Origin of the sequence: uncultured Victivallis sp., from assembly GCF_944391105.1 — a bacterium.
In the GTDB taxonomy this organism is placed as follows: Bacteria; Verrucomicrobiota; Lentisphaeria; order Victivallales; family Victivallaceae; genus Victivallis.
On record NZ_CALXSK010000008.1, the window covers coordinates 1 to 26722 of the forward strand.

Sequence of the window (26722 nt, forward strand, 5' to 3'; positions counted from 1 at the left end):
AAAACAAGCATTATGCGCCTATCGGGATGGACATTGATTTTCCCAAGCCAAAAATCTCACTCCGACAGGCTGCTAGACGAATCTTCCAGCCTTTTGCTCACAAATCCCGGTTTTACTTTTTCCCCAGGGTTCCGATGCGGGTGTTGTCGATTCCGCTGGGGATAACCAGCTGGCGGGATATTGCGCCGCAATCGATTCTGGCGTTTTATGATTGTTCGTGGGGACGCAACGCATCAAGTGGGATTCTGGTCACAACCCGCTATGTCTGTCTGTATGACGGACAACACCCGTTACGGTATCCTCTTCTTCAGAAACAGGAATTCCGAATGACGCCAATCTCATCTGCGGCTCCCTATTGCTGGGCGGGAATCGCTGGATTTTCAGGTCTGCTGGCGCTGGCGGTAACGCCGGTGGCCTGGATTGGTACGGCGGCATTGATTCCGGCTGTACTCTCTTCGCCGTGGAAAGTGGAAATTCAATGTGAAGAACGTGCCCGGATGGTTTTCCGGGTGCGTTCACCGGAGACGCTGAGACATTTCTGCATGGCCGTGGATGAGCTGTGCAGGGTTGTCAAGGAGTTCAGGAAGAAGATTGCCGAACAGTGAAGCGCGTTTTTCGGAATGTCGAACGGAAAAATCCCTGCTCCGGACCGGGGATTCCGAACCCGGAGCAGGGGGGCGGTCATTCCGCCCGCATGGAGACGGATTCCAGCAGAACCCCGAACGGATCGGCGGTTTCCGCCAGACTCTGCAAATGGAGATAGCAGACGGCGTTGTCCGTCGCGGTTTGCGCGGAAGTTTGCAGTACCTCCTTCCCGTTGAGCAGGCAGATCGCTTTCCCAGCCTCCTGGTCCCAGCGGATTCGCAGTTCCCCCCATTCGCCTGGCTTGAATGCAGGAACTTCATTGAGCCGCCCCGCGTCATCGAGATCGAACCGGAATGCGGCAAAGTGTTCCACCACCGGATCTGACGGGTTGAACCAGCGGTCGGTCAACAGGATGCGGACTCCGGCGGAGTTGCGTTCCAGCCGCAGTTTCAGCGTCAGCTCCCCCTGCTGCGCGGCCGGAAAATTCCAGACCGCTCCCTCTTTTTCGCTCAGCAGACGGCTGTCGGGATGACGCCCGATCTGGAGCACCTCGCGCGGTACCCCGTCCGGATGCGGAATCAACGCCGCCCCCTGGCGACGATTGAAGGAACAGTGACCCGTAATTCCCCTGTAATTGCCGTAAATACTCCGGTAATACAAGTGCAGCGACCAGTTGTCAAGCCCCTTTGCGAAATCGTCGGAACGTTCCCGGTCATAGAGAAAATCAAGGTCGAAAATAACGAACTTACGGCAGCGTGCATGCTGACCGAATGCGATGATCACCTTGTTTTCCGGCAGCTCGATCAACTCGTTCTGGTGGACGCTCTTGTCGAGCGAGTCGAAGGAACCGCCGCTGCTGCGGAAGTCGCCGTCGTTGCGGCATTCGTTCAGATGAATTTCACGGAATCCGATCCAGCTGCGTCCGCCGTCTTCGGAAATCGCCGCGTGCAGTGCGTCGCGGTTCGTGAACACGTCCTCGCTCAGGCCGTCGATCTCATGCTGCTGCAGAATCGGCTGCTGACGGTGGTCGGTTTCCGGCAGCGGTGTGGTGTTGTTCCAGACCGCCACCATGCGTCCGTCGGAGAGCGTCACCAGATTCGGCATGGTCGCCACACTGTAGAAAGGAGAGGGTTCCGGCGCGCTCCAGGTGTCGCCGGCGTCCCTTGAGAACATCCAGTAATGTTTGTCCTGCGAGGTGCGCAGCAGCATGATGAGCTCTCCCGACGGCGTCTCCGCAACGACCGGCTCGGAACCCGGCTGCCGCCAGCGGTATCCCTTGTGCGGCCAGGCGATTTCGTGCAGCGGGGGGTACGGCAGGATCTGCCGTGTCCAGCTGGCACCGTCGTCATCGGAGATCAGTACCCCCGGATGCAGAAATCCGTCTTCGCACCAGTACTGGAATGTCTGAACCCACCGTTTCCGGTTTCGCAAGGCCAGCGGCTGCCGCTGTATATGCAGCACTTCCGGACAGATTCTGGTCATGCGGAACGGTCCTTCCGGAGTGGCTGCCCGGAAGCACCAGACTCCCTCTTCCGGACATTGTTCCGTCGCATCGTAAAAGGCGTCCAGATCAATGATCTCGCTGTTCGGATCCTGCCTTTTGCAGTACAGGATCGTGATATACTCCCCGCTCCAGGGACTCTTTACCATGGCGCCGACGGTCGGAGATGTCAAAATCTCCTCGCGCCAGTTGAGGCCGCAGTCATCGCTTTTGGCAACCAGACGGGTGAGCGAAATTTTTCCGTTTTCACGGAAAGCGCGCATTCCGTAATGGCGCAGTTCGCCATCCGGCATCTTCATGAAATCACGGTGGGGATTGGCGGGGGGAACCCCCGTTACAACCGGTGCGTGGATGGTGCGGAAAAACGGTGTGATCTGCATCATGGTTCCTTTTCGTTTTGTGCTGAGATGGTTACTTTTTGCCGATCAGCCGCCGGGTGGCGGCCGCGAGAATGCTCACGTCGCTGCCGATCGCCTTCCAGTTCATGAAACGGTCGCTCCAGAACGGCCCGGCGCAGAATCCTCCGAGCAGCACTCCGGCTGCGAGCGTTTTCTCCCGGACGAGATCGATTGCATCGGAGACCTCCGGATCTTCAAAACAACCGGTTTTCCCGTAGGAGGCCGAGAGATCGCAGGGACCGATGCAGACTCCTCCGATTCCTTCGACTTTCAGGATGTCGTCGATATTGCGAACGGCTTCACGGTGCTCGATCTGCACGAAGACCCGCGGTTCTTTCCGGGAAAGTTCCAGATATCCGGCGAGCGGATCGCGGTCATAACCGGTGGCGCGCCGCGTCGCAAAGCCGCGCTCGCCGCCGTCGACCGGATACCGGCAGGCGCGGACGGCCGCCTCCGCATCCCGGGCGTTGTTCACCATCGGCACAATCACCGCTGCGGGAGCCAGATCAAGTACCGGTTTGAGCAGATAAGGCAGATTCCATGCCACCCGTACGAAGGGGGCGCAATTCGTGCCGCGGAGTGCCATGACGTGGTGCATCGCATCGACGATGGTCAGAGGCGAATGCTCCAGGTCGATCCAGACAAAGTCGCACCCGCAGTCCGCCGCGAGTTCCGAAATCGACGCGTCGTGCGACGTGATGACGATTCCGGTCGCGGTTTTCCCCGAATCAGTGACGGAAAGAAAGTGTTCCAGGTTGTTGATTTTCATGTTGTTACTCCTGATGTTCCTGTGCGGTGATTCTCCCGGTGTGGCGGGAGAGGATTTCGGTGAGGGTTTCGGCTTTTTTTGCGACGATCGCGTCGATCATCTGCTGGTGTTCCGAGGCGGAAAATGCGACCGCGTCACTGTCACGGAACGGGGGGCGCAACCGCTCTTCAAACTGCAGCGAAACGATCTCTGCAAAGAGTTTGACCAGGCGGTTCCCCGCGGTATCGAAGAGCATTCGATGGAACTCCAGATCGATTTCATCCGCCTGGCGCGGCGTCGAGCGGGCAGCCAGCATCTGCCGGTTCAAACTGGTCAGTTCATCGATTCGCTGCGGCGTCGCGAACTGCACCACCGCCGGGGCGATCGCCGATTCGAGCATTTTCCGGCAGGAGTTGACCTCCGTTACTCCGCAGTTCAGCAGCCGCAGCTGAAACGAGAAATCCAGGGCGATTTCCTCCGATGTCGGCAGCCGCAGAACCGTTCCGCGGCTGGTCCGTCGTTCCAGCAGTCCCCGGCTTACGCAGCAGGCGATCGCTTCCCGCATCGTCCCGCGCGAAACTCCGAAATGCGTTGCAAGTTCCTGCTCCCCCGGAATCCGGTCTCCCGGGCGGTATTTCCCCCGGATCAGGTAGTTTTCAAAACGTCTGAGCAGTTCGATTCCGGCCATAATGATCTCCTTTGTTCGACATGAATATATACTTTGTTAAACAAATTGCAAGCACTGTTTCGAATGTTTTTTGTTTTTTTCACGGGGGGAGAGAATTGCAATTGCTCAAGGGGCATGTTATGTTACCGGGTCAGAAGCGGAACCGGATGAAAACGGGGCCGCCGGGAAAGAGTGAGCGGAGTTTCCGGCATGTGGAATTTTTTGGGCGGGAAAGGGCGGTTTGACGGCAAACCGTCGTGGAGTGTGAGCGGTCCGGCGGCGATGCTTTATGGTGGAATCGGCTGCTATTTCATCTACGCGACGATCCGTTATCTGACGGCGGAAGACGGGGGCGCTTACACATCGCTCTTCTGGGTGATTCACGGCCCGATCCACGAGATCGGCCACTTCTTTTTTTCTTCGGGCCGTTTCCCGCTGACGATCCATCTGCTTGCCGGGACGTTGTTTCAGGTTCTTGCCCCGGTTGTCGGAGCGATTCAGTTCGCCTGGCGCGGAGAGTACCCTCCTTTGGCGGTGATGCTTGGATGGTTCGGGTTTTCCGTACTGGATGTTTCCGTCTACATGGCGGACGCGCGACGACTGGAACTGACTCTCGTGTCGCCTTTCGCAGGGGAGGGGGAAACGATTCACGACTGGAACTGGCTCTTCGACCGTTTCGGCTGTCTGAGTTGTGCGGAGGGAATCGCCGCCGTCACGGCGTCTTTCGGCTATTTGTGCTGTTTTCTTTCCATATTCGGAATCGCATGGATGGTGCTGCGCGGGCTTCGCCGGCGGGCGGCTGCGGACGGGGAAGACGAGCGGTTTTGACGTTCTCCCCCGGGAGCGGCGGAAGACGGGTCAGCACTTGACAGCGCCTTTGATGAAGCCGTTCCGGTGCAGCTCCATGTCCTCCATGCCCTTGTCGAACTCTTCCAGGGAATAGATGTGATTCGTCACGCCCGTGAACTTCCAGATTCCGCACGAGAGCAGCTTCATGATCCGGCCGCAGAGTCCGGCTTCGTACATGATCCGGCGCTCGTGGCAGTTGATCGTATCCATCGCCTTGAAATTCCAGAGCTTGTAATCGATCGTGCGCAGAGAGTCATTGTGGTAGCCGCCGATTCCCATCCTGCCGTGGGCGCAGACCATTTCGCCCGCGAGTTTCAATCCGCTTTCAGTTCCTGTGAACTCCATCACGTTCGGAAATCCGATCCCGAAAATGTCGGTCTTATGGCCGTCGCGTTTCAGGTCGGGCGCGCCGATCGCTTTCCAGTCGAGAATGTACTCTTCCGGAAGTTCCCCGGGCAGATAGACCTCCGTCGCTCCGAAACGGAGCGCGTTGTCCAGCGCCTCCCGGCGGAGATCCACTCCGATGATGTCGCCGTATCCCATCGCCTTGAAGAGCGAGATCATCCCGAGCCCCATGTAGCCGCAGCCGACGACCGCGACGGAATCCCCCAGCGTCGTGAGCGGCATCTTGACCGCCGCGCTCAGGAGGCAGGCGAGCGGTTCGACGATCGCGTCCTCGTCTTTGAGGTTGTCCGGCACGTGAACGACTTTCTCCGGCTCCATGACGATGAATTCGCGCAGGCCGCCGCCGCCGAGGCCGGTGACCCGGTCTCCCTCCCGGAATCCGGTGACGTTCCGGCCGCAGCGAGCGACCACGCCGACCGATTCATGGCCGAAGAGTTCCCCCGGCTGGGCGATGGTCCAGGGATACCACTCCGAATGGCACATCCCGGTGTAGGTGACTCTCACGAGCAGCTGGTTGTCGTTGATTTCCGGAACCGGAACGTCCACGACTTTGCTTTTGCGCGGTCCGACCATGACGACTTGTTTCATTTTGATCTCCTGATTGCTGGGGGTTATGTCAGACAGTTTCCACGAATACCGGGGCTTCGGTTGCGGCGGAGCGGTAGGCGGCATCGATGATCTTCATGAGTTTGACCGCGTCATCGGGCGTATTGAGCGGTTCGGCTTCGCCTTTCAGGACGCGGATGAAATTTTCGGCGGATTCGATTCGCCCCATCGATTCTTCTCTGGCGAATTCGATTTCGCGGTTGACCGGTCTGGCGCCATCCTGCCAGTAGAGTTCGCACAGATCCCGGGTCGTTGTTTCATCGCCGTCGACCTCGAACGTTCGATGGAGCATTCCCCCGGCCCGGGTCCCCTGAAAGGAGACGGAGATCTCTTCCGCCCGGATCATCTCCGCCCAGGAGCAGCGCAGCGTCAGCACCTGTCCGGTTTTGAAACGGACGAATCCGTGGCAGGCGTTTTCCACATCGGTGATGCCGTCCATCCGGGCCGCACCCCACGGCCCCCTGAAATCCGGGTTCGAGATGAAGTCGTCAAAGGTTTGGGCCAGCACGCAGTCCGGCTCGGGCTCTCCGAGGAAGCAGAGCGCCAGATCCAGCATGTGAAGCAGATCGATCAGCGGCCCGCCGCCCGCGAGCTCCCGGGTGGTGAACCAGCCGCCGAATCCCGGTATGCCGGTTCGCCGGATCCAGACCGCCTGAGCGGAATTGACGCGCCCCGCCTTGCCCGCTTTCAGGAAATCGACGATTGCGCGCACATCGGCCCGGGCGCGGTTGTTCAGATTGAACATTAACGTCCTGTCCGCACTGCGGGCGGCGTCGCGCATCGCCACGGTTTCCTCCGCGGTGATGGCGGGAGGTTTTTCACAGAAAACATGGACTCCGGCCGCGAGCGCCTCCAGCGTCATCGGAGCATGAAAACGGTTCGGAGTCAGAATGATAACCGCATCAACCAGCCCGGACGCAAGCATTGCGGTCAGGTCGGGGAAGAACCGGGCATTGAGCTTTTGCGCCAGAGGGCGCCCGCTCTCTTCGTTCCGGTCGGTGACGGCGGTAATCGCCGCTCCCGCGTTCCGGCAGCCGGCAATGTGGTATTGCGCCATGCTGCCGGCCCCGACCAGACCCACCCTCACTGTCATTGCGGAATCCTCCCTGCCGGATTTCGGCGGTTGATTTTTTTCTTGCTATTATTATATTACATCGAAAAGAAACATTCAACCGCAAATCAGGAAAGAAACTATGCGTTTTCAATCAAAAAGCGGTGCAATTCCGGAGTCGGAATCGAAATTCGCCCCCATTCGTCTGTCGCCGGACTTTCCGGTTTCGGAAGTGGACGTGAATATCCGGGGGGAGGTTTCGGATGTTCCGCCGCACATTCACGACTGTCTCGAGCTGGGATTCTGCTATTCGGGGGAGGGGCTTTTTCTGGTGGAGGATAAAATCCTGCCGTTTCGGGCGGGGAATGCGGTTCTCATCAACAACCGGGAAGTGCATGTCATGATGAGCAGTCCGGGCGGGAAGACCCGCTGGATGTTTCTGAATCTCGATCCGGCGGCACTGCTTGCGGGTTACGTCAACGAGCGGGATGAACGGCTCGAGACGGCGTCGTTCTGCGGGGAGTCGTTGCCGAATGTGATCGACGAGGCGCGTTTTCCCGGCGTCGCCCCGCTGATCCGGGCGATTGTCGAGGCGCGTCTGAACGAGCCGGCGGGATTCGCTTCGGAAATCCGGGCATTGGTCATCCGGAATGGAATACGGGAATCGGTTTTGTGCAGGAGGAGCGTCGCAACATCATCGAGACCGCGCTGAACGTCGCGGCCGAGGAGAAGTTCCCGATCTTTTTCATGGATGAGGTCGCGTTCCGCGGTGGCAGTCCGGCGCAGAAGATCGATGTGTCGATCCGGCGGATCACCGAATTCATCAAAAAATACGGTTCTCATCCCGGTTTTTACAAGATCGACGGCAAGCCGGTCTACTATTTTCAGACATTCGGCTGGGAGATTTCGGCGCAGGAGCTCGAGCGCATGTGCGCGGAAGTCGATCGTGCCACGGGCGGGGTCTGCTGGGCGATGTTCGGGCCGGTGGCGAAATTCGGTGTGGTCCCGCAGCTGTCGATGATCATCGACGGCGCAAACATTCATCGGCGCAACCGCACCACGCGGGAATGGATGCTCAAGGAGCAGGATCCCGCGGTGATTTTTGCAAACGGCCGCAAATTCGGAAAGAAGATCACCGATATGCAGTATCCGAAATTCGACGGGACCGGGCAGCCCTGGCGCCAGACCGGAGTCGCGCAGTACGGCATGGACGGGCGGACGCTGGAAACCACGCTTCTGGACAGCCTGAAGTCAAAGCCCGACTTCATCATGCTTTCAAGCTGGAACGACTGGGAGGAGGGGGCGAACTTCGAGCCCGGCTGGGATGTTGACGGGTTTGCGGGCGATCCGTACACCTATTGCAAAGTGATCGCCCATCTCAAAGGAATCGAATTCGTGCCGCCGCCGCCCCCGCCGAAAGAGGCGGTGCACCCGACCATCTGGGAGAAGCTCGGTTACGGCGACGGCGCCGGCCCGCTGATCGAACGCATCGAGCGTACGCATGTCCGGGGCGGGTCGCTGATCGTGACGGTGCGGGACAGCGCCGGAGAGGTGACCGGTCTCGAGGTCGTTCCGGAGGGGGATCTCTTCTGGAAAGCCCCCCGGGGCGCGGGCGAAAAGGCTTCGGGATCGCTTGAGGCTCCGCCGCTTCCGGCGGGCGTGCAGCTCGCGAACGTGTTCGGTTTTACGCCGGGATACGCGGTTCCGCTGCTGGAGCCGAATGTCGAGTTCAAGTTGCCGGCCGGCACGGAACTGCCGGAGCAGTTCGCCGTCGGCGTCGCCTGGGCTTTCAATCCGGAGAAGCCGCTGCAGAGCGTGAAAACCGTTCTCAGAAACCGGGAACCGGTGCTGCTGCGCGAACCGAAAGGGAACGTTCAGCCGGAGATGACGCTGGATTTCACCGCATCCCCCCGTTCCTCCGCGCTGCCGTCGGAGAACTGGAACGGCTGGCAGACCGCGGTCGCAGTCGTGCCGCGTCCGGCTGATCTCTCGCAGCCGTTGAAGCTGCAGGCGGGCGGAGCCCGGCTTGGACAGATCTCGCTGCTCGGAGCTCCCCGGGAGGAGCGGGTCATCACCTGCGCGGAGAACGTCGACGCCGACGGGAAGATCAAACGCTTTTACATCACTCTTCCGGATGAGACCATCACTACGCCCGGAGCCCATTTCTTCTGGCTGCGCGCCCGCGATGCCGCCGGAAACTGGGGCAGTCCGGTGCTTTACGCCGCTCCGAATTACGAGTTTTTCGACCGGTCGGGAGGCAATGCCGCCCTCCGGGAGCCGGAACTGGAAATCCCCGGCGCGGTCATCGCCGACAACTGCGCGCGTTCCGACGCCTGGCGCGGAGGCAGCGTCGAAGTGGAGAAAGTCGAGCTGAAACAGCTCTCCGGACGGCTGCGGCTGGGCAATACGCTGATTCACCGGGATCTGACTCCGACGTTGACGCAGGGGCGTTTCCGGCTCTCGTTCGATGTGAGTCACAGCAGCTATCAGCGCAAGATCATCGTCTGGCTCACCGATAAGGCCGGGAAACGGGGATACGGCGTTGCCTGGGATTCGGTCAATCCGGATCAGGCCGGCGGTACCGGCATGGTGCAGATCGTCAAACTCAACGGGGATCAACCCCTCGACTGGGGGGAACGGCGGTACGGTTCTGGCGGAGAGCCCGTCCGGTCATCCGGCGCTCTCGGATGTCCCGGCCCGTTTCGAGTTTCAGCTGGCGGACGGGGTGCTGACGGTCCGCGTGGACGGGAAGACGGCCGTTTCCGCCCGCGATGCGGAGTTCAGGCAGTTCGACCGGCTCTATCTGCGCGGAAACGACAGTCAGAGCGTCGACCGTCTGATTCTGCTGCCTTGAGCTCCCGGCGGGAGGGTTTCCCCGCCGCGCGGGAAGTTCAAGTGAAAAAAACGGTCGAATTTTCACCGATTCGGCCGTTTTCTTATTTGCATTTTACGGAAAGGGTTGCTATTTTACCCGACGGAAGCGAAAAAGCGTATTTAACACTTGGGAGGGAACCATGCAGCTTGATCCGACCAACCTTATGGACGAACTCGAAGAACATATGATGAAGACGGAAGAGTCTCTCATCGGTAATTTCAAAACCATCCGCACGGGGAAAGCGTCTCCGTCGCTGGTTGAAAACATCACGGTCGAGTATTACGGCACCCCGACCCGGCTCAAGGAACTCGCCGGAATCACCACGCCCGAACCGCGGCTGCTCGTGATCCAGCCGTGGGACAAGAGTTCGCTGGGTGCGGTCGAGAAAGCGATTCTCGCTTCGAATATCGGAATCACGCCGATGAATGACGGAACGCACATCAAACTGCCGATTCCGGAGCTCAGCCAGGATCGCCGCGTCGCGCTCGCGAAACAGGCGAAAGGATTCGTGGAAGAGGCGAAGGTCGCGCTGCGCAACATCCGCCGGGACGGCAACGAAGTCGCCAAGAAGGCCCAGAAAGACGGGGTCTTTACCGAAGATGAACTCAAGAAGATGCTCGACGATATCCAGAAGCTCACCGACCGTTACATCGCTTCTCTCGACAAAGAGCTTGCGAACAAGGAAAAGGAGCTCATGACCGTCTGATGGCGGAATCTTCGTCCAACCAGCGTGCCGCTGCCGGGATTCGTTCCGGCCGCGGTTTTTTGCTGATTCTCGGCGGGATCGCGGGGTGCGCGCTGCTGCTGCGGCTCGGGGTCTGGGCTGAACTCGGCGCGATGAACGGCGGGCACAACAGCGTTTACACTCCGTCGGTATTTACGGATCTGGCGACCTACATGAAGCTCGGGCGGGAGATCGCCGCGGGGGAATATTCCGGTCCGTTCTACTATCAGCCGTTCTACTATGCGGTGTTTCTGCCGGTCTGCTACTGGCTGTCGGGCGGCTCGATCGGGTTTGTGATTTTCATCCAGTCTCTGCTCGGGGCGGGGACGAGCTGGTTTGCAGGACTTGCCGCGGCGCGGCTTTTCGGCCGGACGGCGGGAATGGTGGCGGCGGGGTTCGTCGCGATTTCCACGCCGCTGCTGCTGTACACGCCGTTCCATCAGAATGAGACGCTGCAGGCGTTCAACCTGACACTGCTCTTTTATCTGTCGCTGCGCGCGTGTGAATGCTGGACTCTCCGGCGGTGGAGCGCAGTCGGTCTCGTCGCCGGAATCGCGATTCTCACGCGCGGGAACATCGTGCTGTTCCTCCCGGGAATCGTCGCTGCGGCGGCCTGGTCCGGTTTGCGGCGGAAAGTCCGGTTGCCGCGCATTGCCGCGGGATGCGCGCTGCTGCTGGCGGCTGCATATCTCGTGCAGATGCCGTTCATCATTCACAACACACGCGAAACCGGGAAGCTCTCCGGCCCCTCGACTGCGGCGGACGCGGTGCTCGCGCTCGGGAATTCGCCGGAGGCCCCCGCGGGCGGACGCAATCCCGGTCTGCCGGCCGGACCGATGGAGTACCCTGAAGCGTACAGTCGGATGATGGCGCTTGCCGGAGAGGGCGTGAGTGTTCCTGAGCAGATGTTCGAGATGATGTGCCGCGAACCAGGCGCGTTTTTCGAGCTGCAGTTTCGCAAGTTGCTGCTCTTCTGGGATTCCCGCGAAATTCCGAACAATGTTTCGCTTTACGGGGAGGGTGAGTCGAGCCGGATTCTGCGGTGGCTGCTGCCGGGGCGGAGTCTCGTGCTGCTGCCGCTGGGGCTTTCCGGATTGCTGTTTGCGATCGGGAGAGCGTACCGGCGGAGGGAAGTCAAACTCTGGCTGCTGCTCTATTTCGTGGCGGTCTACTGGGGAGCGACGGCGCTCTTTTATATTCTTTCGCGGTTCCGGGCGCCGATTCTGCCTCTGATCGCGGTGGCGGCGGGGGGATTTGCCGCCTGGTTTCTGAGGCGGTGGCGGCTGGCGCCGGAAAAGCGGCGGCAGCTGCTGCTCTACGGCGGCGGGACGCTCGTGGCGATGTTCTGGATCTCAAGTTCCAGTTACGATTTTTACCGGACGCATCTGGAGGCCTCGCTGGCGCGCTGTTTCCGGCCGGACGGGGTTGTTGTTTCTTTCGGCGGGACTCCGTACCGGCTCGACCACGGGCCCATGACCTTCGGCGGCTGGGAGATGATCGAGATCACTCCGGGGCGGAAGCTTGCGAAACGATTTGCCGGAGTCACCGCTCCGGGCGAGGTGGAGTGGACGGTGCTGACCGGCAGGCCGGGGCGGATTCGTTACCGGGTGAACGGAGTTCCCCGGACGTATCTGGCGGAGAAGCCCGGATTCTCGAAATTGCGTTTCCCGGTGACGTCGCGGGAAGGGGAGTTCACGATCGAAATCGTCGGCTTCACGGGAGAACACTGGCTGTTTTACGATACGCAGCGCAATTACGGACGCTCGCAACTCGACGGAAAACCACTTGATGGAGAGTGGATCATGCGGTTTTATGAAGGGGCGGGAGAGCGATTTCCCGGCTCTGAGACAAAGAAAATGTGAAAATTTCTGTTTTTGCGATTTGACAAATGACAAAGAGTCAATATAGTACCCGGAGGAAATGACCCCAGGAAGGAGGCTGTGTTATGGCTACAATTTGTCCCTATTGCAATATTGAAGTGAGCGAAAGCGCGATTGAGGCCGAGGACGGTTGCTGTCCGGAGTGCGGCTCCGTCATCAGCGCCTCTTCGTCGTTTCTCGGCGAGGATCCGGATTACGATGACGATCTCGAAAACGACGATCTCTACGATGATTTCGACGAGGATGACGATGATATCTTCGAGCGCGACGAATTCGATGACGACGCGTTCGATGATGAGGACCTCGACGCGGAATTCGACGACGAGGAGTTCGACGACGAGGAAGAGGAGGAGTTCTGAACCTTCCGCCCGTTGCGCCGTCCCTGGTCGGGACGGCTTTTTTGTGCTGGAAAGTTGCCGGTGAGGCTTGCAATTCCGGACGAGCGGCTCTATATTGCGGAAATGGCAAAAGGTCCGGATGTGCCCGGAGACGGGCCGGTTCGAGTGGAACCGGAGTCACCCGCAGGTCGTCAGAGGCTGCTTCGGCGTCGCGGACCGCAGAGCAAAGGCAGGTATAACAATGGCAGAAGTGATTCTGGAGCACGTCTACAAGATCTACGACGGTTCGGTGACCGCCGTGCGTGACGTCAATCTCGAAATCCGTGACCGCGAGTTCATGGTTCTGGTCGGGCCTTCGGGTTGCGGAAAATCGACGACGCTGCGCATGGTCGCCGGACTTGAGGAGATCTCCAAGGGAACGATCAAAATCGGCGACCGCGTGGTCAACAACGTCGCTCCGAAAGACCGCGACATCGCGATGGTGTTTCAGAACTACGCGCTCTACCCGCATATGTCGGTCTACGATAACATGGCGTTCGGGCTGAAACTGCGCAACTTCTCCAAGGAGGATATTCAGTACCGCGTGATGGAGGCCGCGAAGATTCTCGGACTTGAGGAGTATCTCGACCGGCGTCCGAAACAGCTTTCCGGTGGTCAGCGTCAGCGCGTGGCGGTCGGGCGCGCGATTGTGCGCAAGCCGAAGGCGTTCCTGTTTGACGAACCGCTGTCGAACCTCGACGCGAAGATGCGTGTGCAGATGCGCACCGAAATCTCCAAGCTGCACCAGCACCTCGAAAGCACGATGATTTACGTGACGCACGACCAGACCGAAGCGATGACCATGGGCGACCGGATCTGCGTCATGAAGGACGGCGTCATTCAGCAGGTCGCCGAGCCGATCGAGCTGTATGACAATCCGTGCAACAAGTTCGTGGCCGGATTCATCGGTACGCCGCCGATGAACTTCTTCGACGGGCTCATCGTGAAAAAGGATGGCCGACTCTGCTTCTCCGAGCCGGGATTTGAGTTTGCGATTCCGGAGGAGTGGAAGGCGAAGCTCGAACCTTACGTCGACAAGAAAGTCACCTTCGGCCTCCGTCCGGAGGACATCGGCACCGACGAAGCGGAGAAGGCGCCGGGCATGCCGCGCGTGAAGGCGAAGATCGAAGTGGTCGAGCCGATGGGGTCCGAGACCTATGTTTATTTGAACACCGGGGAGAACACCTTCATCGCGCGCGTCGATCCGCACAAGCGTCTGCGGGTCGGGGAGCTGGAAAGCCTGGCGGTGCTTCTGCCGAAGGCTCACTTCTTTGACGGGGAGACCGAAAAGACCATTATTTGACGCCGGAGGAGGAGGCGGGCACGGGGGAGCTCTCTTCCGTTTCCGCCTTTTCCGGGAAACTCCAGATGCTTCGCGGCGCAGCCGGGTTTGTTGAGGGATTTTCTTCCGGGTAAATGAGTGTGGATACGGCCATCCGGGCCGTATCTTCTCTTTTTGAACAACAGTTTCCGGTAAAATTATGAGAAGAGAACTGCTGCATCGTCAATACCGCAACCGCGGTCCGCTGCAAAACTACATCGGCTTTTATTCGGAGTGGAAGGGCCGCTTCGTGCTGGTCTGGATCATGTATCTGATCAAGGCCGCGCCGGTCTTTGTGATTCCAATCCTGACGGCTGAGGTGATCAACCTCATCACGAACCGGACGCTGCCGCAGGAGCAGATTTTCGGCCGGCTCTGGGAGATTCTTGCGCTCGGATTTGTGGTGATCGTGCAGAATATTCCGACCCACATGCTCTACGTGAGGCTCATGAGCGTGCCGTGCCGGGCAGTGGAGATGAGTCTGCGCTCGGCACTCTGCACACGGCTTCAGCATCTGTCGATTCCATATCACACGCAGACGAAGATCGGGTCGCTGCAGAACAAGGTCACGCGCGACGTCGAGAGCATCGAGAACATGACCCGCATGCTGCTCGACACGGCGCCGCACATCATCTGCACGGTTGTGATCGCGGTGATCGTCACGCTGTTCAAGGCGCCGATTTTCGTGCTGTTCTATCTGGCCGCGGTGCCGCTGGCGGTGGTGCTTTTTGTGGCGATCCGCAAGAAGATACGGGACAGCAACCGGGCGTTCCGGGAGAGCATCGAAGAGATGTCCGGCCGCGTGACCGAGATGATCCGGCTCATTCCGATCACGCGTGCGCATCATGTGGAGGACGTCGAGATCGACCGGGTCAACCGGAAACTCGATCAGATCCGTCACACGGGGCTCCAGGTCGATCTCATCAACTCGATTTTCGGCTCGGTGAACTGGGTTCTGTTGATGCTCTTCAACTTGTGTACGCTGATTTTCATCGCGTTCCTCTACCAGAAGGGATGGCTGAATATCGGCGTCGGAGACATCGTGCTGCTGACGGGATATTTCAGCTCGATCACGACGATGGTGATGCAGGCGATGAACTGCATTCCGGCGATCACGAAGGGACTCGAATCGGTCCGGTCGGTCGGAGAAGTTCTGGAGTGTCCGGACATCGAACTCAACGAAAACAAGCCGCAGTTGACGGAGGTAAAGGGAGATTTTGTCTTTGAGAACGTCTGCTTCTCCTATCCCGGCAACGATAAGCACGCGCTCGAAAACATCAATTTGCACGTGCGGGCGGGGGAGACCATCGCACTGGTCGGCTCCTCCGGCGCGGGCAAATCGACGATGGCGCATCTCGTGATCGGATTCGTACGCCCGACGAGCGGACGGTTGCTGCTCGACGGGAAGGATATGAATACGCTCGATCTGCGCAGCTACCGGACGTTCATCTCGGTCGTGACGCAGGAGACGCTGCTTTTCGACGGGACGATCCGCGAAAACATCTGCTACGGAGTGAAACCGACGGAATTCGAACTCATGGACGCGGTCCGCTGCGCGGATCTTCTGGATTTCATCGACTCGCTGCCGGATGGACTCGACACGCAGGTGCGTGAGAACGGCGCCCGGTTGTCGGGCGGGCAGAAGCAGCGGATCGCGATTGCGCGGGCGCTGCTGCGCGATCCGCGCGTGCTGATTCTCGACGAGGCCACCAGCGCGCTCGACGTCGAGTCCGAGAGCCAGATCAAGAGCGCACTTGACCACCTGGTCAAGGGACGGACGACCTTCATCGTCGCGCACCGTCTCTCGACCATCCGGGACGCCGACCGCATCGTCGTGATGCAGAACGGCAGAATCACCGAAATCGGCAACCACCGGGAGCTGCTCGCTCTCGACGGGATTTATGCGGATATGAACCGCAAGTTCAACGCCGCCCAGTAACCGCAACAAAAATGGAGAGAACAGTATGAAAAAACGTCTGCGTAAAAAGACCCATCGTGGAGAGTTCAAGGAACTCGGTTTCGTCATGACCGCCGAATATGACGAGAAGCCCGATATGGAGTCCCTCTGTGAGTTTGCCGATCAGCTGATGGACAAGTTCGAAGAGCTCGGCATGGACGTGACGGGCTATTTCGACTTCAGCGACTTCGACGTTCTGCTGAACACCGGGCGTCCGGGTTCGGACGAAGAGAACCGCCGGAATCAGGCGATCGAATTCGTGAAGGCGCAGCCCGGAATCCGGAATGTCGAGGCGGGGGAACTCGTCGACGCCTGGCACAACGATCTGTGAACGGCATTGCTTTTCCGCCGGGGCCGGTTGCGGTTCCGGCTTTTTTTTGCCCGAAATTTCCGCCGGACGGATTTGCTATTTGACTGTGGCGGCGCTACTGTATGACCAGGGGGGCATGAAACCATGAGACGCGTTTGGTTCGCAATCGGTATTCTGCTGTTGGCCGCGGCGCTGTTTTCCGCCGGGCTCGTGCGCAAGCTCGCGAGTCTGCGCGGGACGGGACGCACGGCGGAGCGCGTCATCACGGTGATTCCGAAGACGATGGAGAGCCCCTGGTGGAATCAGGTGCGGCTCGGTGCCCTCACCGGCGTGCAGGGAACCCCATACCGCATGGTCTGGAACGGTCCCGCGCTGGAGAGCGACCACATCAGCCAGATCATCTCTCTGGAACATGCGCTTGCGCGCCGTTCCGCCGCGGTCGTAATCGCCCCGAATGATTCGCAGGCGCTGAATCGCCCGGTGGCGGAGGCGGCCGCGCAGATTCCCTGCGTGTTGATCGATTCCCCGCTTATGGAGACGGGGCAGCTTCCTCTGGTCGCGACAGACAACTACCGCGCGGGGGAACTCGCGGCCCGGATTCTGGCGAAATCGATCGATGGGAGGGGCCGGATTCTCGTCATCAATCATCTGAGAAATTCCAAATCGACGGGAGAACGCGCGCGGGGATTTGCCGCCGCCATGGCGGATGACTATCCGGAGATCCGCGTGGTGCAGTCCTCCTGTGCGGAGACGTCACTGATGGATTACCGGGCGCAGACCGTGGAACTTCTGGCCCGCCATCCGGACGCCGTCGGGGTGTTCGCGGCCAATCTCGAAACATCCGAAGGGGCGTACAAGGCCCTGAAGAGCGAAAAGCGTGCGGGAGAGATCTCGTTTGTGGCGTTCGACTCCTCCGCTCAGCTGGTCGGCGGCGTCGCAAACGGTGAAATCGGGGCGCTGATTGTGCAGAATCCGTTTGAGATCGGCCGCCGTGGCGTTCAGCGTGCGATCGAGGCGTTGGAAAACCGGCAGGGGGAATCGTTTTCGCCGATTCCGGTGTTTGTTGTGACCCGGAGAAATCTGGAACGGATGAAGCGGAAGTTTCCCGCAGCACTGGGGTTGTAAAGATGTACAGCTTTGAGACGGAACACATTACGAAACGGTTTGGAGCGGTTTCCGCACTGCGTGACGTTTCGTTTGCGGCCCGTCCCGGAACGGTTCACGCGCTCTGCGGTGAGAACGGAGCGGGAAAATCGGTGCTCTCCAAGATTCTTGCCGGGGTGTACCGTCCTGATTCGGGCCGGATTCTCGTCCAGGGGAGAGAGGTGTCGTTTTCCGCGCCGTCTGAGGCGGTCCGCGCAGGGATTTCGATGCTCTACCAGGAGTCGGATCTCGCTCTCGATCTGACGGTCGCAGAGAACATCTTTCTCGGGGCGGAGCGGTTGATCGGCGGGAAATTTGCCTGCGTGCTCGACTCGGACCGGATGCGGCACGAGGCCGACGACATGATCGACAGCCATGGATTCATTCTGAAGCCCGATACGATTGTGGCGGAATTGACGCCGGCGAAACGACAGCAGGTCGAGGTGCTCAAAGCTCTGAACCGCCGGGCGCAGGTGCTGGTTATGGATGAGCCGACTGCGTCGCTCTCCCCGCGGGAGACCCAGGAACTCTTTGCGATCATCCGCGGATTGCGGAATTCGGGGATGACGGTCGTCTACATTTCGCATCGTCTCGACGAAGTTCTGAAAATCGCCGATGAGATCACGGTGCTGCGTGACGGCGTGAAGGTGTATTCCGGGGCGCGTTCGGCCGTGAATGCGGACCGGGTGGTTCGTCTGATGACCGGGAGTGCTCCGGCGGAGCTGTTTCCGACGCGGAACAACGTTCCGGGGGCGCTGTTTTTCGAAGCGAAGGAGATCTCCGATCGCAGCGGGCGGGTTCGGCGAGTCTCGTTTCAGCTTCGGCGCGGTGAAATCGTCGGTCTGGCGGGGCTGGTCGGTTCCGGAAGGAGCGAGACGGCGGAGCTGATCTCCGGCGTTTCTCCGCTTGCGGAAGGGGCGTTTTTTCTGGATGGGGAGAAGGTGGAACTCCATTCGCCGAGGTGTGCGGTGGAACATCGGATTGCGCTGGTTCCGGACGACCGGACTTTTGAGGGGATCATTCCCGCTCTCTCCGGGGCGGCGAATCTGCTTTTGCCGAATTACCGGCGGTTCGGTATGCGGTACTGGATTCCACGGCGTCGGGAGCTGCGTCTGGGGGAGACGTTCGGACGCTGTTTCCGGCTGGAGTGGCCGTCGCCGCGGACGGCGGGCGGACGGCTTGCCGCCGGGACGATGCGCAAGATTCTGATCGGGCGCTGGCTGATGTCGGACATTCGGCTTCTCATTCTCGATGAGCCGACCCGGGGGATCGACGTCGAATCGCGCCGGGAGATCTATGAGTTCATGAGTCGGTTTGTCCGACGGGGCCGGACGATTCTGCTGATCTCCTCGAATCTGACCGAGCTGTTCGGCATGAGCGATCGAATTCTGGTCATGCGCAACGGTCGCATGGTGGGAAATGTAAATACTGCGGAGACCACACGTGAGGAAGTGATGGGCCTCGCCGCCGTGGATGGTCTTTAAAATGGAAGTGACCGGCAACGATCAACCACAACGGGACGGGGAAGAATGAGACGTTACAGCAGACAATTGTTTCCGTTTTGCGCACTGGTTTTTGTATTCGCACTGTTCAGTGTGCTCGCGCCGGAACGTTTTCTGGCGCTGCGGAATCTGGTGAACATCCTGCGGGTTTCATCGGTGACGGGGATCGCGGCCGCGGGGATGACCTTCGTTGTCATCATCGGCGGAATCGATCTCTCGGTGGGGGCGATGCTTTCGCTGTCGGCGATGGTGACGGCGATTTCGATGCTGCTGTTCGCGGGAGCGGATCTCTCGATGATCGCGAACGGTGAATATGTGTCGCTCGGGCTTCTGCCGATGCTGGGAGGGACACTCTGCGGAATTTTCATCTCGGGTTTATGCGGGTTCCTGAATGGAGAGTTGATCGCCCGACTCAAAATCGCACCATTCCTCGCCACGCTCGGAACGATGGTGGTGTTCCGCGGCGGATCGCTGCTGTTGAATGACGGACGGCCCGCCATGACTTCAGACTGCAACTGGCTTGATGTCGGGCATGTACTCGGGGTTCCGGCTGCGGTGGTGGTGTATTTTGCCGTCCTGCTTGCAGGGGGAGTTCTGCTGCAGTACACGACCTTCGGGCGCTATGTGCGGGCGCTCGGATCGAGTCCGAGAACGGCGCTGCATGTGGGAATTGATGTGACGCGTCTGCGGGTGCTGGTTTATACGCTCTGCGGCGTTCTGGTCGGAGTCGCCGGGCTGATCCGGATGAGCCGGGCGAGCGGTGCGTATCCGTTTTCCGCGGGAGTCGGACTTGAAATCGATGTGATCGCCGCGGTGTTGATCGGCGGAGCTTCGCCTTCCGGAGGTCGAGGAACGATGGCCGGGAGTTTGATCGGCGTGCTGCTGGTCGGCGTGCTGCGCAGCGGGATGACGATGCTGGATATCTCGATCTACTGGCAGATGGTCGCGGTCGGAGTGCTCGTGCTCGGCGCGCTTGCGGCAGATCGGCGCGAGGCGCAGCGTCTCAACCTTGTTCAGGAAAATACCGGCAGCTGATTCCGCAGCTGCCGGAGTTCAGGCGGAATGATCCTGACGCCTAACGTTTGAGCAGTTCGCGGATCACCGGTTCGAGCTTTTCCGCCATGCGGTAGAAGCCCAGATCGGTCGGATGAACACCGTCCACGGAACATTCGTCGAAATCCGCTCCGAGCAGGTCGTCCCCGGACAGGAAGTGAAGATCGGCGTCTTCCCGACTGAGCTTCTCAAATGCAGAACGTTCCTCCGATTGGATTGCCTGAACTGATTTCGGGCGGGGAAGATCGTTCCCCCGCTCCAGATCGCGCCCCTCGTATGCGTAGCGTATCTTGGTCAGGATCAGAATCGGCACATCCGGATGGCTTTTCCGCAGGATGCCGATGAACGGGGTGAGTGTATCCCGCATCCGTTTTGCCTGATGGATATTCGCCTCGTAATCGAGTATGAAGCAGGCGGGATTTTCGATTTTTGCAATTTCGGCGGCGACCTCCGGCTCCCCCCTGCCGTTGCCCGAAAATCCGAGATTGATCACCGGACGGTTCAACCGGCGGCTCAGCTGGCTGGTGTAGGCCATGCCGGGACGGGAGGCGCATCCCCCCTGCGTAATGGAAGTCCCGTAGATCACGATCGGACGAGCGTCCTCCCATGCGGGCGGAGCTTCCACTTTCGCGTCGGCGTCGACCCCGATGAACACCTGGTCGACACCGGCATACAACGGAAAGTTGATCGTGAAGTCGCGCATGCGGCGTTCTCCCTGAAAGAGCCGGGCGGTGTACTCCTTCGCTCCGGCCGGGAAGCGGGTGACCCCGAAAAAGCGCTGTTTGCCGGGCGCTCCGGCATAGAGATCGAATCCGGCGGTTCCGGTCTGGGCCATGTGGTACATGACGCTGTTGCTGCGCATCCTGACTTTCAGGACGATCCGGCCGGTATCGGAGCGGAACGCGACCTGTCCCCCGGCGGTGTTCCATGCGAGCGTTTCCACTCCGCGGCTGAGTTTCCCATCCGGACGGAGCGGCAGCCGCCGGTAGACGTGATCCGTGTCGTACCAGCAGAAACCGCTCAAGCGCAACGGTTTTTCCGCCGGAATCAGATATTTCAGGCCGTCGGTATTCTCCGGCTTGAGCTTCATATTCGGATCAAGGTCAAGCGCGGATTCCGCAGCGGGCAGATTGGCGCAGCAGAAAAGGGCTGCGGCAAGACACCCGAGCCATGTGCTCAAACGATTGGGTTTCATATCGGACTCCCGGGTCAGAATTCGGTGTAGAATTTTCCGCGCACCGAATAGGGGAGGGCGAACCCGTCATCTTCCCGGATCTGCGCCACGCTCTTGCGGACGACGTGACCGTCGGAAAGCAGATAGTTCACCGCATTGTCATGTCGGGGGTCGACGAGTGCATAGGTCGCACCGCCGTTCATATCGCGTCCGTCTCTGCGGATGATGGCTTTTTCGTGGTTGTAGGTGTCGATCATGTAACCGTACTGAGCCGCGCCGCCGCCGTAAACTCCGTTCCAGCGTTTCAGCACGGCCGAATCTCCCAGAACGATGCCGCCGTTGCCGCGGATGTACCGGGAGGCGACCGTGAATTTCACGGGATGGCGCAAATTGGCGCTGGAACGGTCGGTCGTGAGCCCCCACAAATAGTAGTTCAGCCCGTAACCGATGCTGCGGTTGCCCGTCGAGCCTGATTCGGTCCACTCGCAGCGGCTCTCCAGCGGGCAGAAGAACAGCTGTTTCTGCTGCAGATACGCCTCCTGCATCAGGTGTGCCCAGTCACGGACATTGGAGCCGGAGCCGCCGTTTGCGTTGACTCGAACCGGGGCCACCCAGTCGGCGTTGTCCGTGATGTACATGTGGAACGCAAGTCCCTGTTGTTTGAGATTGTTGCGGCAGGTTGCGTCTTTGCCCCGGGTTTCCGCTTTCGCCAGCGCCGGCAGCAGCATCGCCAGAAGAACTGCGATGATCGCTACAACAACAAGGAGTTCGATCAATGTAAATTTCTGAAGTTTCATAGGAAATCCTTTACTTTGCAAGTTCAAGCGGACTGACCGAAACATACCAGTAGCCGCGGATGGAGAAAGGAATCGCGTATTTTTCATCGGGGTCGATCAATGCCGTCGCCGGGACCTGGTCGACATGGCCGTCGTGGTAGACGTTGTTGACGGCCTCCCGGTGCCGGGGTTTAAACAGAGCGATGGCCGATCCGGGTCCGGTGTAGACGTGGTGATTGAGGACCGTTTCATAGGGGCTGAGCATATAACCGTATTGGGCGGAATCGGCTTCGGTTTTCGGGGCGGAGTCGGAGAACATGATGATGCCTTTGCCGCCGCCGAGTCTGGCCGCATCTGCCAGATCGCTCATTCTGGCCGGCTGCCGGAGATTGCTTTTGTCGGTCGAGGGGCCCAGACCGTAGGCGAAATAATTCAAGCCGTAGCTTACGGAACGGTTTCCGGTCAGTTTTTCCTCGACCCAGTCGTTCGGGCCGCTCTCTTTTTCGACCGGGCAGAAGTAGAGAGCGCGGGCGGGGGCGTAGACGGAAAGTGCGTGCGTCCAGTCCACCACATCGCTGGCGGAGCTGTCGTTCAAGCGCGCGGGACACGCCCAGCCGTCGTTGTCGCGGGAATAGAAGTTCATCGCCTGATGGAGCTGACGCAGCTGACTTTTGCAGACCGTGTCCCGCGCCTTTTCCCGCGCCATCCCGAGTGCCGGCATCAGGAGTCCGGCCAGAATTGCGATGATCGCAATGACAATGAGAAGTTCGACTAATGTAAAACGACGTTTCTTCATTTCATCTCTTTTCCTTTATTTGTTGGAGTAACTGACGCTTTCGCCGCAATCGATCACGCGGATCGGAGTGGCGAGCCCGGCGTCGGTGATACGTTTGAAAACCGTGGCCCAGGGATCGCGTCCCGAGACCTTGTGTTTGAGTTCGTGCTCGTGCCCGATGAGAGCGAGCTTCGGTTGACCCGCCTTGAGACAGGGGGCGAATCCGGACCAGCTGTTGACCAGCATCACATCCGGTTTGATCCGGGCTTTTTCAAGCAGCTCATAGGGTTGCGGGTTCTGATTGTCGCCGTTGTGGGCGACGGTGATGCCGTCCGCGGTGACGACGTAGACGCAGCAGGGGACCTCCCGGTTGGGGATCTCCTGATAGCCGGGGAACGCCCGGACGAGCAGCCCGTCGACTTTCACGGCCTTTCCGAATCGTCCGTACAGATTGCGCAGGTGGGGATCGCCGTTGAGTTCGGAAACGGTGTCGTCGGTCGGGCGGACCACGGTCTTTCCGGCGCGGACCATCTCCCGGACGAGATCGGCGCCGACATGGTCGGCATGGTTGTGGGAGAGAAACAGCACGTCGAGAATCTTCACGAGTTTCGCCAGCTGGTCGGGTGTGAATTTCCGGGTGATGGTATTGCCCGAACGTACGTCGAATCCCCAGGTGTGATTCGGCGTTTTCACGATGAAGCCCATGTTGTAAACTTTCCAGATCCGAACGCCTGACGCAACCCGGGTTTTCAGGATTTCATCGAGCATTTCGTCGCAGACCGGCTGGTAGATCGAGTTGATCGTTTCGCGCCAGGTCTGCCCGAACCCGGCCGGCGCGGCCGGATCGGTGTCCTCCACGCTCAGCGGAGCGTCGAGAATCAGCAGTGCCGCCCGACGGATCTCGTCCCGGTTGCTCTGAGGAGGATTTTCCCGGAGTACGCTTCTGCCGAAGCGGATGGTTTCGCCGATCCAACGGTTTGGATCCGGGTCGGCCGCCTCTTGCGCGAGGATGCGTTCGGCCTGTTCCGAGGCCGGGGATTGCGGCCGGGATTCGACAAATGCACGCATTTTCGCGAGTGCGTCACGGCGCAGGGTTTCAACCGGTTCCGGCTTGCCGGCCGCGGCAGCGAGGGTCACTCCTGCCAGCAGCAGAAAGGCGAGAGTTCTGATGATTTTCATAGAGATCACTCCTGTTTGGCTGTGGGAAACGCTTTCCCGAATGATTGTGAAATAAAATACTCCCGCTGTGTTTGGATTTGATGAGCGGGAGATTAGAATAAAATGTCGTTCAACGCGATGCGTCTCAGCGGCAGTGTGATTCCGGTTGTTTCACCGGAATTCCGAGACTTTCAAGTTGGAGATGGCGCATCCTGAGGGGGAAATTCGTATTCCGTTCACATTTTCCGGAATCAGTGTGATTTCACGGCACTCCCGGCGGATTCCGGCCGGGATGTAGATCGTCATCCGGCTGCGGTTGATCCAGCCGCGCGTCGGATCGTGAAATTCCACCGTCACTGTTCCGTCGGACTCTCCACCCTGAGCGGTGAATGTGATTTTCTGGTAGCTGTCGCTCCTGACCGGGAGATCCAGCGGGGATCGGTTCGGAGCGAACGGGGCCGGGCGCAGAGCATCCCGGTACGCTTCCCCGGTCGCGGCATCGATTTTCTCCAGCTTGACCGCTCTCAGATTCAACGTCCCGGCCGAATCGAGCCGGAAATCGATCCGGGCCAGATCGACATCCGGCGGCGTCTGAAACACGATTCTGCCGGGAGTCCATTCTCCGTTTACGAGCGGTGTCACGCAGGAAAGCCGGGTTTTGTCGCGCCATTTTCCGTCTTTTCCGCGGAAAATGATGAGCAGAAGGTCGAGTGCCCCATGTTCGGTGTGCTGTTCAAATGTCAGCGAATACCAGGCGCCGGGCTCCAGCGCCGTATCGTGATAGAGCCGGGCAAACTTCGCTCCGGCATAACGGCGGAACTGGAGAATCCCGTTTTCGTCAATTCTCAGATTGGACAGTTTCTTTTCGGGACGGCAGTCGTATTTCCACCCTTGCGGGGAAAGCGGCTCTCCGGCGTAGGCGGTGGCGATGATGAACAGAATGGCCGGCAGCAGAGAAAGCAGTTTCATTTTATTCTTCCTTGTTCTTCGATTCATGCAGATTCTTCAACGTGAGAATGACCGGATAGTGATCGGAAAGGGTCTGAAAAAATTCCCGTCGCGTGGTGTCCACATACGCTTCGACCACATTCTCTTCCAGATTGCGGCTCAACATCGCCATATCGATCCGGACGCCGAGTGCGGGCTGGTAATTGTGCTTCTTCATCCAGAAGAAACAGACATCCTCCAGACCGGCATCCAGCAGATTGTTCATGCACTGGAAATCGAAGAAGCCGTTGCGGAGGTTTTCAATGTGCGGGCGATTGTCGTTGCGGCGCGCTTCCAGAGCGGCGGCGTTGGAATTGGCCTGTGCCGCATCGTAGGGGGAGGGGTTGTTGAAATCTCCCATCATGATGACTTTCTCGCCTGCTTCCAGCAACGGTTTCAGGCGCTTTGCGTAGATTTCGGTCTCCCGGATTCTGGTATCGTAGCGGAATGGCGAGAGGTGAATGGACATGTAATAGACTCCATCGATTCTGGCAAGAATGTAACCGTGATGCAGACCGTCGATGCGCATTTCCACCATTTCAAACGGGCGCCGGCTGGTCATGGCGATGGAGTAGTCCTGCCACGGTTTGCAGACGGCGGCATAGGAGTGGTTCCACAATTTCGCCTGTCGGGCGAACGATTCGTCTGTCTGCCGGGCGATCTCCTGAAAAAGGACCACATCCGGTTTTTTTTCGCGCAGCCAGGATGCGGTTTCTTCAATTCGTTCGGCCCGATTGAAGCCGATCAGCACATTGTACCCGATGATCCGGGTCATTTCGTCCGCGCCGCTTGCGGTCAGCGCGGCTCCGACACTGAATGTCGCGAGCAACTGTTTGATTTTCATAATCTGGATTCTCCCGTGTTTTCAGATGATATGATATACCATACCACCGTCGTGTTTGAATCACGTTACGGGAGAATTCAAGGAGTGTTTGTTTTGCCGGAAGAGGTGGTTTCGGTTCAACTTAACTTTCGGTCTTCGTCGCTCCGGAGGCGGGGGCGCAGTTGCCGCCGCCCTGCTTGCGCAGTTCGAGCGGAGAGAGTCGGGTGCCGCGCCGGATGAAACGGGAAAATGAGCGCGCTTCCGCAAAACCGCAGCGATGGGCGATCTCGTTCACAGGCAGGCTCGTCCCGCGCAGCAGGGCGATGCCGTGGGCCATGCGGTGATCCCGGATGTAGCGACCCGGCGCGCAGCCCATGCGGGCGGTGAAAATCTGGGTCAGGGTCGAGCGGGAGACCTTGAGTTCGTCGCAGAGCATGCCGACGTCGAGCTGCGGATCGGAGAGGTGGGCGACGATGAATTCCGAGCAGCGTTTGGTCAGCAGTTCCGACCGAACGCCGCTGGCGGCGCCGTCGGAATAGGCGAGAATTTCCATGATGACCGCTGCCATGCGGCGGACCTGCACCGGGTCATCGTCGCCGATGTTGTGTTCGAGTTCCCGGAACAGCCGTTCCGGAACCGGCTGCGCAAGCTGCCGATAGCGCGGATAACGGCATGAGAGCATCACGGCCTCCGCCAGAGGTCCGTCGAAACAGACCCATCGGACATGCCAGCTGCTCGAAAGCGACCGATGCAGATGGTCTTCGCCGGGCAGATAGTAGAAAGAGTCTCCGGGATGGAGTTGAAACGGCTGACCGTAGAGCACAATTTCGCCGATCCCATCCACGCCGAACATCAGTTCCACGAATGGATTGACCCGTCCGTTCTTCTTCAGAACGCCGCGATCATGGAGTTCCGATATTCCGGTCCCGTATGCGTAAAACGGCATGGGAGTAGGTGGAAGTGCCGTAATGTCCGAACGGTAGTACATGATCTGTGCCATTTGCGCCCCTCCTTTTCTGTTAAAATAATGGCGCTCTCCGCAAAAGTCAAGCTCAAAGCATCGATGCGGACCGCTTG

Annotated in this window: 25 protein-coding genes; 13 read left to right on the forward strand and 12 right to left on the reverse strand. The window is 59.4% G+C overall.

The features are described from left to right. Window positions 1–605: hypothetical protein (locus Q0K10_RS04290; protein ID WP_294503644.1), on the forward strand; the 605-nt coding region annotated here is incomplete at its 5' end. 76 nt (window positions 606–681) lie between these two features. On the opposite strand, the gene Q0K10_RS04295 is transcribed toward Q0K10_RS04290, so the two are convergent. Genes Q0K10_RS04295 through Q0K10_RS04305 form a run of 3 tightly spaced genes read right to left on the reverse strand, consistent with a single transcriptional unit; the run spans window position 682 to window position 3920 of the window. Next, entirely contained in the window at window positions 682–2469 is a 1788-nt protein-coding gene (locus tag Q0K10_RS04295) for an exo-alpha-sialidase (RefSeq protein WP_294503646.1), read from the reverse strand. A 28-nt stretch (window positions 2470–2497) separates the two neighbouring features. Further along, the gene (locus Q0K10_RS04300) at window positions 2498–3253 is read right to left on the reverse strand and encodes an aldolase/citrate lyase family protein (RefSeq protein ID WP_294503649.1); all 756 of its coding nucleotides are present in this window, start codon (window positions 3251–3253) and stop codon (window positions 2498–2500) included. Window positions 3254–3257: 4 nt separating this feature from the next. Then, window positions 3258–3920 carry an FCD domain-containing protein gene (locus Q0K10_RS04305; protein ID WP_294503652.1) on the reverse strand — a complete coding sequence of 221 codons (663 nt, stop codon included), beginning with the start codon at window positions 3918–3920 and terminating at the stop codon, window positions 3258–3260. 189 nt (window positions 3921–4109) lie between these two features. On the opposite strand from Q0K10_RS04305, the gene Q0K10_RS04310 reads away from it, so the two are divergent. After that, window positions 4110–4727, forward strand: a complete 618-nt coding sequence (locus Q0K10_RS04310) for a hypothetical protein (protein ID WP_294479788.1) — start codon at window positions 4110–4112, stop codon at window positions 4725–4727. 30 nt (window positions 4728–4757) lie between these two features. On the opposite strand, the gene Q0K10_RS04315 is transcribed toward Q0K10_RS04310, so the two are convergent. Next, a complete protein-coding gene (locus tag Q0K10_RS04315; protein WP_294503655.1) occupies window positions 4758–5741 on the reverse strand; it encodes an alcohol dehydrogenase catalytic domain-containing protein in 984 nt (327 codons plus the stop codon). Between the two features lie 28 nt (window positions 5742–5769). Further along, window positions 5770–6852 (reverse strand): Gfo/Idh/MocA family oxidoreductase, encoded by a 1083-nt coding sequence (locus Q0K10_RS04320; protein ID WP_294503658.1) that lies wholly within the window; start codon window positions 6850–6852, stop codon window positions 5770–5772. Between the two features lie 100 nt (window positions 6853–6952). Here Q0K10_RS04320 and Q0K10_RS04325 point away from each other — a divergent pair, with 100 nt between their 5' ends. From Q0K10_RS04325 to Q0K10_RS04375, 11 genes are all read left to right on the forward strand, one after another. After that, window positions 6953–7522, forward strand: a complete 570-nt coding sequence (locus tag Q0K10_RS04325) for an AraC family ligand binding domain-containing protein (protein ID WP_294503661.1) — start codon at window positions 6953–6955, stop codon at window positions 7520–7522. Beyond that, a complete protein-coding gene (locus Q0K10_RS04330) occupies window positions 7483–9873 on the forward strand; it encodes a hypothetical protein (protein ID WP_294503664.1) in 2391 nt (796 codons plus the stop codon). Before Q0K10_RS04325 ends, Q0K10_RS04330 begins: the two co-directional genes overlap by 40 nt. Beyond that, window positions 9825–10391, forward strand: coding sequence for a ribosome recycling factor (frr, locus tag Q0K10_RS04335; protein ID WP_294479804.1), 567 nt, complete (start codon window positions 9825–9827; stop codon window positions 10389–10391). Before Q0K10_RS04330 ends, frr begins: the two co-directional genes overlap by 49 nt. After that, window positions 10391–12271, forward strand: coding sequence for a glycosyltransferase family 39 protein (locus Q0K10_RS04340; RefSeq protein ID WP_294503667.1), 1881 nt, complete (start codon window positions 10391–10393; stop codon window positions 12269–12271). The genes frr and Q0K10_RS04340 overlap by 1 nt, the downstream gene beginning before the upstream one ends. Window positions 12272–12354: 83 nt before the next feature. Continuing rightward, window positions 12355–12648 carry a hypothetical protein gene (locus Q0K10_RS04345; RefSeq protein WP_294503670.1) on the forward strand — a complete coding sequence of 98 codons (294 nt, stop codon included), beginning with the start codon at window positions 12355–12357 and terminating at the stop codon, window positions 12646–12648. 220 nt (window positions 12649–12868) lie between these two features. Continuing rightward, a complete protein-coding gene (ugpC, locus tag Q0K10_RS04350) occupies window positions 12869–13969 on the forward strand; it encodes a sn-glycerol-3-phosphate ABC transporter ATP-binding protein UgpC (protein ID WP_294503674.1) in 1101 nt (366 codons plus the stop codon). A 178-nt stretch (window positions 13970–14147) separates the two neighbouring features. Further along, window positions 14148–15926, forward strand: coding sequence for an ABC transporter ATP-binding protein (locus Q0K10_RS04355; RefSeq protein WP_294503676.1), 1779 nt, complete (start codon window positions 14148–14150; stop codon window positions 15924–15926). Window positions 15927–15951: 25 nt separating this feature from the next. Next, the gene (locus Q0K10_RS04360; RefSeq protein WP_294503679.1) at window positions 15952–16275 is read left to right on the forward strand and encodes a 50S ribosome-binding protein YggL; all 324 of its coding nucleotides are present in this window, start codon (window positions 15952–15954) and stop codon (window positions 16273–16275) included. Between the two features lie 123 nt (window positions 16276–16398). After that, window positions 16399–17379: a substrate-binding domain-containing protein gene (locus tag Q0K10_RS04365; protein WP_294503682.1), complete on the forward strand. Its 981-nt coding sequence runs from the start codon at window positions 16399–16401 to the stop codon at window positions 17377–17379. A 2-nt stretch (window positions 17380–17381) separates the two neighbouring features. Beyond that, entirely contained in the window at window positions 17382–18881 is a 1500-nt protein-coding gene (locus tag Q0K10_RS04370) for a sugar ABC transporter ATP-binding protein (RefSeq protein WP_294503684.1), read from the forward strand. Between the two features lie 45 nt (window positions 18882–18926). Continuing rightward, entirely contained in the window at window positions 18927–19934 is a 1008-nt protein-coding gene (locus Q0K10_RS04375) for an ABC transporter permease (protein WP_294503686.1), read from the forward strand. Between the two features lie 40 nt (window positions 19935–19974). On the opposite strand, the gene Q0K10_RS04380 is transcribed toward Q0K10_RS04375, so the two are convergent. The 7 genes from Q0K10_RS04380 to Q0K10_RS04410 all read right to left on the reverse strand — a co-directional run bounded on the left by Q0K10_RS04380 (window position 19975) and on the right by Q0K10_RS04410 (window position 26645). Then, the gene (locus Q0K10_RS04380; protein WP_294503688.1) at window positions 19975–21147 is read right to left on the reverse strand and encodes an SGNH/GDSL hydrolase family protein; all 1173 of its coding nucleotides are present in this window, start codon (window positions 21145–21147) and stop codon (window positions 19975–19977) included. Window positions 21148–21161: 14 nt separating this feature from the next. Further along, the gene (locus Q0K10_RS04385; RefSeq protein WP_294503690.1) at window positions 21162–21923 is read right to left on the reverse strand and encodes a type II secretion system protein; all 762 of its coding nucleotides are present in this window, start codon (window positions 21921–21923) and stop codon (window positions 21162–21164) included. Between the two features lie 10 nt (window positions 21924–21933). Further along, on the reverse strand, window positions 21934–22698 hold the full coding sequence (locus tag Q0K10_RS04390) for a type II secretion system protein (protein ID WP_294479834.1): 765 nt from the start codon (window positions 22696–22698) through the stop codon (window positions 21934–21936). 15 nt (window positions 22699–22713) lie between these two features. Next, window positions 22714–23856, reverse strand: a complete 1143-nt coding sequence (locus Q0K10_RS04395; protein WP_294503692.1) for an MBL fold metallo-hydrolase — start codon at window positions 23854–23856, stop codon at window positions 22714–22716. A 150-nt stretch (window positions 23857–24006) separates the two neighbouring features. Beyond that, window positions 24007–24804: a hypothetical protein gene (locus tag Q0K10_RS04400; protein WP_294503694.1), complete on the reverse strand. Its 798-nt coding sequence runs from the start codon at window positions 24802–24804 to the stop codon at window positions 24007–24009. A 1-nt stretch (window position 24805) separates the two neighbouring features. Next, window positions 24806–25666: an endonuclease/exonuclease/phosphatase family protein gene (locus Q0K10_RS04405; RefSeq protein ID WP_294503696.1), complete on the reverse strand. Its 861-nt coding sequence runs from the start codon at window positions 25664–25666 to the stop codon at window positions 24806–24808. A 121-nt stretch (window positions 25667–25787) separates the two neighbouring features. Next, window positions 25788–26645 carry an AraC family transcriptional regulator gene (locus Q0K10_RS04410; protein WP_294503699.1) on the reverse strand — a complete coding sequence of 286 codons (858 nt, stop codon included), beginning with the start codon at window positions 26643–26645 and terminating at the stop codon, window positions 25788–25790. Between the last annotated feature and the right edge of the window lie 77 nt (window positions 26646–26722).